The sequence below is a fragment of the Lacticaseibacillus pantheris DSM 15945 = JCM 12539 = NBRC 106106 genome (genome assembly GCF_001591865.1).
GTDB classification, from domain to species: Bacteria; Bacillota; Bacilli; order Lactobacillales; family Lactobacillaceae; genus Lacticaseibacillus; species Lacticaseibacillus pantheris.
In genome coordinates, this window is the sequence record NZ_BCVS01000114.1 from 1 (window position 1) to 7,154 (window position 7,154).

9 protein-coding genes are annotated in these 7,154 nt (G+C 55.5%); 5 read left to right on the forward strand and 4 right to left on the reverse strand.

Features of this window, described 5'->3' with window-relative positions; genetic code table 11:
* Positions 1 to 50 precede the first annotated feature (50 nt).
* Positions 51 to 989 carry an ROK family protein gene (locus tag LPA02S_RS09915; protein WP_054650991.1) on the reverse strand — a complete coding sequence of 313 codons (939 nt, stop codon included), beginning with the start codon at positions 987 to 989 and terminating at the stop codon, positions 51 to 53.
* 221 nt (positions 990 to 1,210) lie between these two features.
* Between LPA02S_RS09915 and LPA02S_RS09920 the strand changes: the two genes are divergently transcribed.
* The 5 genes from LPA02S_RS09920 to LPA02S_RS09940 are packed head-to-tail and all read left to right on the forward strand — an operon-like array spanning position 1,211 to position 3,116.
* The gene (locus LPA02S_RS09920) at positions 1,211 to 1,474 is read left to right on the forward strand and encodes a GlsB/YeaQ/YmgE family stress response membrane protein (RefSeq protein WP_054651039.1); all 264 of its coding nucleotides are present in this window, start codon (positions 1,211 to 1,213) and stop codon (positions 1,472 to 1,474) included.
* Between the two features lie 12 nt (positions 1,475 to 1,486).
* A complete protein-coding gene (gene amaP / locus LPA02S_RS09925; protein ID WP_054650993.1) occupies positions 1,487 to 2,026 on the forward strand; it encodes an alkaline shock response membrane anchor protein AmaP in 540 nt (179 codons plus the stop codon).
* Between the two features lie 15 nt (positions 2,027 to 2,041).
* Positions 2,042 to 2,239 carry a hypothetical protein gene (locus tag LPA02S_RS09930; protein ID WP_054650995.1) on the forward strand — a complete coding sequence of 66 codons (198 nt, stop codon included), beginning with the start codon at positions 2,042 to 2,044 and terminating at the stop codon, positions 2,237 to 2,239.
* A 2-nt stretch (positions 2,240 to 2,241) separates the two neighbouring features.
* Positions 2,242 to 2,631, forward strand: a complete 390-nt coding sequence (locus LPA02S_RS09935; protein WP_054650997.1) for an Asp23/Gls24 family envelope stress response protein — start codon at positions 2,242 to 2,244, stop codon at positions 2,629 to 2,631.
* A 20-nt stretch (positions 2,632 to 2,651) separates the two neighbouring features.
* The gene (locus LPA02S_RS09940; protein ID WP_054651000.1) at positions 2,652 to 3,116 is read left to right on the forward strand and encodes an Asp23/Gls24 family envelope stress response protein; all 465 of its coding nucleotides are present in this window, start codon (positions 2,652 to 2,654) and stop codon (positions 3,114 to 3,116) included.
* A 329-nt stretch (positions 3,117 to 3,445) separates the two neighbouring features.
* Here LPA02S_RS09940 and LPA02S_RS09945 read toward each other — a convergent pair whose 3' ends face one another.
* From LPA02S_RS09945 to LPA02S_RS09955, 3 genes are all read right to left on the reverse strand, one after another.
* Positions 3,446 to 5,293 carry an FAD/NAD(P)-binding protein gene (locus tag LPA02S_RS09945; RefSeq protein ID WP_056957104.1) on the reverse strand — a complete coding sequence of 616 codons (1,848 nt, stop codon included), beginning with the start codon at positions 5,291 to 5,293 and terminating at the stop codon, positions 3,446 to 3,448.
* An 85-nt stretch (positions 5,294 to 5,378) separates the two neighbouring features.
* Positions 5,379 to 5,774, reverse strand: coding sequence for a GNAT family N-acetyltransferase (locus LPA02S_RS09950; protein WP_054651008.1), 396 nt, complete (start codon positions 5,772 to 5,774; stop codon positions 5,379 to 5,381).
* Between the two features lie 293 nt (positions 5,775 to 6,067).
* Positions 6,068 to 6,841 carry an alpha/beta hydrolase gene (locus tag LPA02S_RS09955; protein ID WP_056957105.1) on the reverse strand — a complete coding sequence of 258 codons (774 nt, stop codon included), beginning with the start codon at positions 6,839 to 6,841 and terminating at the stop codon, positions 6,068 to 6,070.
* Positions 6,842 to 7,154 lie beyond the last annotated feature (313 nt).

A 7,154-nucleotide genomic window follows, 5' to 3' on the forward strand; every position in this document is an offset into this window, starting at 1 on the left:
CCCCGCGGCACCGCCACCGGCCAGAACCGCCGACCATCGGCCATCATGCTCTACCGGTGCACACCCCACTGGGTTTCCTCATCTTCACCGTTAACCTTCATCAGCAAATTGTACAACGCCCCATACATATTCGCGTCATTTTGGAATTTGCCCGCTAAGATTTCCGGTTGCACCAAAGTTCGGTCCAGCAGCGGCATCTCGCGTCGCGCCTGCTGGTACGCCGCGTTAATTTCCGTAATCACAATCAGTTGCGCCGAAATGCCACCACCGATGACAAACCGCTCCATATCAACCACCGACTGCACGTTCACAATCAGCAACGCCACTTCCCGACAAAAGTCCCGGAAAATACGCAGCGCATCCGGGTTGCCACCGTTAATCTGCTCGAACACCGCACGCCCATCATTTCTCGTTGGCAGGCCCAAAGCCGCTGAGACCCGTTCCACCATGCCGACCGCCGAGCCAGCGTGAAATCCGAGCAGACTTTGCTCGCTAAAGTCATGACTATCCGACATAAAGCTAAACTCACCCGCCTGGAAGTGTGAGCCCGTATACAAATGCCGGTTAATAATTAACCCGCCACCAATTGCGGTACCAAGCACGATGGCCGCACCGTTGACCACCCCGTGTAAGTTGCCCAGCCACATTTCGGCTAGTGCGGCCGACTTACCGTCATTCTCAACCGCCAGCGGCACGCCATCCGGAACGTGCACGTACTGTGGCAATTCCTTTTGGTCCAAAAACGGTACCATTCCACCGCCAATGACCAGTTCTTGTGGGTGCACTACGGTTCCCGGTACGCTGAAGGCGACACCCTTTAACCGCGACGCGTACCGATCAATAATTTGGTTCACCGTCTCGATAAAATCGTCAAAACTTTTGCGCGGCGTCGGCGTCGTGTGCTTTTCCATCAAGTTGCCAGCACGATCAATCAACCCGTACTTAATATTCGTACCACCCACGTCAATTGCCAAATAAATGTCAGCCATAATTTGGGCCCCCTTTTGCCACTTATCTACAACTCAATGATAGCGCTTTACCGGTATCAACGCACTGTTATTCTACCGTTCGATTTTGTTGCGGTCGATAAATGCAAATTATCATAATATAACTTATGCACAACATTAAGATTACTGTTGCTTTTCGATAATTCACCTTGTTAAGCTTGAATTAGGGGAGACACAGACCAACACACGAAAGGATGATTAACATGCTTAGTTTCATTTGGATGCTTATTGTCGGAGCCATCATTGGCGTTATTGGTCAGGCGATAGTGGGCCGGGACATGCCGTTGGGCTGGGTCGGTAACATTATCGGTGGGCTCGCCGGGGCCTGGCTGGGTACCCGCCTGCTGGGCGACTGGGGACCACACGTTGCCGACATGGCCATCTTTCCAGCCATTATCGGGGCGATTATCGTGGTCTTCATCGTGTCACTAATTATCGGTGGCATGCGCAGTCGCTCCCGTACGTAGGGGGACGAACCTATGCGCCCATTAACAAAGTTGTTTCTTGGCATTGTTGCAATTGTGGGTCTACTCGACGCGGCCGCCTTTGCATTACTACTCTGGCCCGTCCCGGAAGCCATGACTTACTACCAGGACCAATCCCAGTGGCTACAGCCGACGCTTTTGGCCCTAACTGGTGTGACCGCCGCGGTCTTTGTGATTATGTTGTTAGTCGCAATTTTGCGGCGGTCCACCACCAGTCGGCTGGCATTACAAACGCCATCGGGTGAACTGACTTTAGACCGCCGCGCCGTCGAAAACACGGTGACCAAAGCCATTGTCGCCCAACATCCCGTGGGCCAAGTGGACGTCAGCGTGACCATGCGCCGGCGTCAGGTGACCCGCATGCAGGTGAACGCAACATCCATTCAGCGTGACGGTCTCACCACGTTAGCCACCGATATTGAGCAGACGGCCAAAGACGCGGTCACGGCCAGCCTCGGCGTCCCCGTGAAACGGGTCAACGTACACCTCGAGCCGGCCAGCCAGCAACAGAAGGGCGCGGTACGGGTGGTTTAACCCGGAGGAGGCAATATGAGCAAAGAAATAGTTGGCGGCCTCACCGGCTGTGCCGCAATCATTGTTTGGTTACAATTCGGCTTTGGTGGACTCTTACTCGCCCTCCTTGGCGGCATTGTGGGCCTACTCGTGGCCCGCTACCTAGTCCCCAACTGGCCCGCAATTGCGCAATGGTTAACTGCCGGTAAGAACCTGTTCGACAAGGAAAGGTAGCGATGCATATGGAAACCACAACCAACGACTTGATGGCCAATAGTCGCCTCACGTTTGACGACCAGGTCATCACTAAAATCACGGCGCTCTGTGCGCACGAAGTTGACGGTATCTTGGGGATGGACGGCAACGTGATGGATACCATCGCCGACACTTTCACCAAGGGCGACAACACGGGCAAGGGCATCAAAGTAGACGTGGGCGAGCAGCAGGTGGCGATTGACGTCGATGTACTGCTAGAATTTGACCGCGACGCGCAGGCCCTCTTTCACCAACTTTGCGAGCGTGTGAGTGCGCGCATTAAACAAATGACCGGCCTCCAGGTGGTCGCCCTCAACATGAACGTGAAGGACGTGCTCACCAAACGCGAATGGCAGCAGCAAAACCGCTAACACGAAAGGATGACCCAATTATGGATACAATGAAAGATACAACAACCAAAGTAGACCAGGAACTGAAATTTGACGATGCCGTAGTGGCCAAAATTGTCGGCATTACCGCCAGCGAAGTTGCAGGCGTGTACTCGCTTGAAGGCGGAATGGTTGCTAACATGACCGGCTTCTTCCGCAAGGTCACCGACCCTACTAAGGGCGTGGACGTAAACATGGACGACAACCAGACGGTCACGGTATCGCTCGACGCCGTGCTCCACTATGGCGAAAACGCCCCATCCATCTTTGACAAACTGACCACCGCCATCGCGAAGAACGTCAAGCAGATGACGGGCCTGACGGTGACGGGCGTGGAGATGACGGTAAAGGACATGCTGACCAAGGAAGAAATTGCCCAGCAGAAGTCCGATAAGGAACGCAAAGACAGTAAGGATGAGGGACACGACCAGCATCCAGACCCTAAGCCAGCTCCAGCACCGGCATAAAGCGGCCGCAACAACCCTAACCTAACCACAAATGGCGAACACTGCTCGCCCCATCACGGGGTAACAGTGTTCGCCATTTGCATGTGGTGTTGAGGACTGTGCCAAAAGGCGGTTAGCTCCCGATATACAAGATGGCATCAGTGTAAATCCTAAGTTCGGGATTTCCACTGACGCCGTCTTGTATATTAGTAAGCTACCTTTTGGCGCGCGACCACGATGTATCGTTCGTGTGCTAAAGGCTTCTGTCACAATCCTCCAAAAAATTTCAATTTGGGGGTGAGTTTCTCGCGGCTGCACCCTCTATAACTGAAGAGAGGAATCGACAAAACCTACTCCACCGTCCCAAATATCTGCGCCGTAATCCGGTCAGCGCCCTTAATGACGGTGTCCGGTAAATCCGGGTGGGGGCTGGTCGTCGTAAACCAGTTCTCTCTCTCCGTGGGTACGCCCCAGAAGAAGATGCCCTGACTCGCCACCGTCCCGGGACGTAATTGCGAGCGGACCGGATCAATCGCTACGGCCCCCGTCTTTTTGGCGTCACCCTCAACGTCGATTGCTTGGGGATGCGCCAACTGCTGGTCAAAGAGGGAGCGGATGAGCGGATTGATCGTGGTTTCCGCGTTAATGGCGGGGAGCCGCGCCTCAACTAGGCAATCCGCAAAGTACTGTGTTTGCGGGTAGGTTTTGGACCACGTTTTGAACCGTCCGGCTTGCGTGTCGAAACTGACCGCCATCTCGGGGCCCAAAATAGTGACAACGCCCGCCTGGACTAGCGCGCGTAACTCCTCAATACGGGTGTCCGGCGGTCCGACCGCCAAGTACCCGTCGGCCCGTTTGAACGTACTCAAAATGTAGTGGTAATAATCGTCACCGCTGAGTAGCCGCCGCTCAACAATGGCACGGATATCGTTCCGAATATCCCGGAGCACTTCCAACGCAGCGGCCGTTGGTCCCTCTTTGGTGCCGCGCTGCGCCGTCCGCACGTCATCCGTGAGGTAGGCAAGCATGACGTCCCGCTGATCACTGTACGGGTACTTCTTTTCCGGATTCAGTTGTTCGTCAAAGTTGAACTGGTCCTCCGGCCGGACGTTCGCCACCTCAATTAGGTGATCTGACCGACCAGTTTCCGCAAAGTTAGCCAGGAGCGCGGCCGCATCGGCATCAGGATACCGTTCTGGTAGTAGCACCTGGTAGTACGCGTACTCTATTTCTCGTTGAACGCGCTGTAACAGCTCCTTGCCGCTCAACGAACCTGGCTCCGTAAAACTGTTGATCCAGTCCATGTTCACAAACTGACCGACAAAGTCACTCTCCGCAGTCGTGTACACACCCTTGGCCCGTAACGGAAAGCCGCGGCGGGAGCCCGCCACGATTTGCGGTTCGCGTCCTGATGGCTGATACTGTAGCAACCCGTCATCGCCGCGGAAGTACCGCCCACCACGTCCCTGCGTGAGTAACGTGACGGCGTCAAAGAAATTGAGGCCAAGGCCGCGCAAAATAACGGTCGCATGTGCCTTGATGGCCGTAAAGTCATATTCCTGCGGGTGCGTCGGCGTCACGTAATGTAAGCCGTACTCCTGGGCAAACCGCGCCAGTTCGTGCTGTTCGGGTGACAACTCGTCCTCGGTGTGGCCGAGTGACATCACCACTTTGTCAGCCAGCAGCGTCGGCCCGGCCGTCGCCACTACGTACTGTCCGTCCTGGGGCGTAACCGCGCGCACCTCTTCCTGAACGAGACGCACCGTAACGCTGTCGGGCAACGACTTCAGCACGTACGCGTAGAACCACGCGGCGTATGCGCCGTAGAGACTGCGAGAAGCAAAGCCGTTCGGCCGAATCTCGGCGATTTCAGCCAATAACGCCGCACTCTGCGCGGGCGCGTGCTCGACGATAAAGTCGCGGGCATCACGCTGCGTCCAATCGTACAAGTCCGGACCCGTCACAATGGGACCGGTAATCTGGTCCGTATGGTCGGCAAACAACGTTACGTTATTGGGGTTGGTGTTCATCAGCAGCGCGTGCGGTTGGTCTATTTGCCAAACGCGGCCGCCAACTCCGTACGGATCAATCACGGTCACCTGCAGGCGCTCAAACCGCTTTGTCTGGCGCTGCCATTCAACTAATCGCTGTAACTCCACCAGGCCGCGGGGGCCGGCGCCGATAATTGCAACGTGCATATTTGTTCAACTCCCTCATCAATTTATTCGTACTGGTGCCACGGATTACTTAACCACGCAAAGGTACGGCGGCTTAAAAGCCCGGTTACTCGGCCTTCCCGGGCCGCACATAGCCCCGATCGTTACGCGTGAAACCAAGGTGCGTGTAATAATCTGCAGCGGATGGTGACGCGACCAAAACCACGTTCTTGTCGGCACCCACGGCCTCGGTCACCAGGCCAATGAGGTGCCGTCCAATCCCCTGCCGCTCATAGTCCGCCACCACCGCCAGGTCAGCGATATAAATTACATCGGCATAATCCGTCAGCACACGGACAAAGGCGACGGGCCGCTGCCCATCCCAAGCGCTGATGAGCACGTCCGCGTTTTCAATCATCCCCGTCAGCCGGTGTTCATCATCCGTCCGCCGGTTGAGCCCGGACCCTTCAATCACCGTCTTTAAATCTGCCGGCCGCATTAAACCCGTTTTATAAGCTACCAATTCATTAACCTCTTAACGTTATTTTTAGTCAGTTTTTTCAGCGCCGTGATCACGTACACCAGGTGCTAAGTCCCTAGACCATAAGCGTAACCCGCCGAGAATAATTATTCCAGCATGTAGCCCAACCTTACACATTATCGTGGGCGACGCTGGACCTCAACCAGCGGATCTGGCATCCCGAACGGACTGAATACACTGCCAGGATGGTTAACCGGCTCAAATAAGTGCCTTAATACAACAACGACCCTGACGCACCTACGTGGGCAGTCAGGGTCGTATTTTAGCGCCGTAAGTTAAATCCAGGTAGCGATGAAGTTCAGCACGTCTTTCTCCACGTCATCCAGGTACGCTTCGCCATGGCGCATTCCCGGCAAGAAGCGTGTGGTGACGGGAATCTGCTGGGCTACCAAAGCAGCTTCTAGTTGGAGCACCCCGTCATTCGGCACGAACTCATTTAGCGAGTTAGCCAGATACATGGGGCCAGCTTTGGCCGTCACGTGGTGGTACGGCGTGCCGAGGTGGTACTCCTTAGCAGCACCAAAGTATTGCTCGACAAAGCCCTTGTAGAATTCATCGTCGGCCCCATCCTGATCAATAGCCGTGGAGTCAGCGTCAGCGGGCGCCTGGTGAGCCAGGGTGCCCACAACGTCGGGGTGCGCAGCCAGCCACTCCTCGATGTTGATGATGCCGGAAAGGGAGACGGCCGGCCAGCCATACTTCAGGCCCACCTCAACGGACATGTTACCACCGCTGGAGGCGCCCACAACGGCCACGTGGTCATCAATGCGGCCACTTTGCCGTAGCCAGGTAACCAAGCTATCCATGTCCACCAGCGGCGCGGGATACAGGTAATCCGGTGCGAGGCGGAAGTTGGGCACCACCACTTGGTAGCCAGCGTCCGCGAAGATCGAGGCTGCCTTGGTCTCTTTGCTCTTATCGCCCCGGAACCAGCCGCCGCCGTGAATTAGGAGGACGGTCCCCCGCTGCTCAGTGGTAGTCGCTGGATACAGGTCGGTACGCAAATCTAGACGCTCGTCGTACTGCACATCACGTTCAATTGACGTCATAATGACTTACCCCTCTCGTAGGTGCACTGCAAAGGAGCGTGGGCACCCCAATTGATAAATAACAACAGATTTCAGCAGGATGATGTAACCGTTACCACCCTAGTGCTATTATGATAATGCAATTAACAAAAAAAATAAAGTCACATGGTTGACTATATCGGGTGAAGGTGAGGGTGGGGGTTCGGAACCTGCGGGCGGCGTTGGGGGTTGCGGCTTACGTGCCTTCCGCCGTGATTGCTACGGTAGGTGTTCACGACAGCGTTGGCCGGGTTGGTGAGCTACGGCTTCCGTGGGGTGCTCCATGGTAATCCAC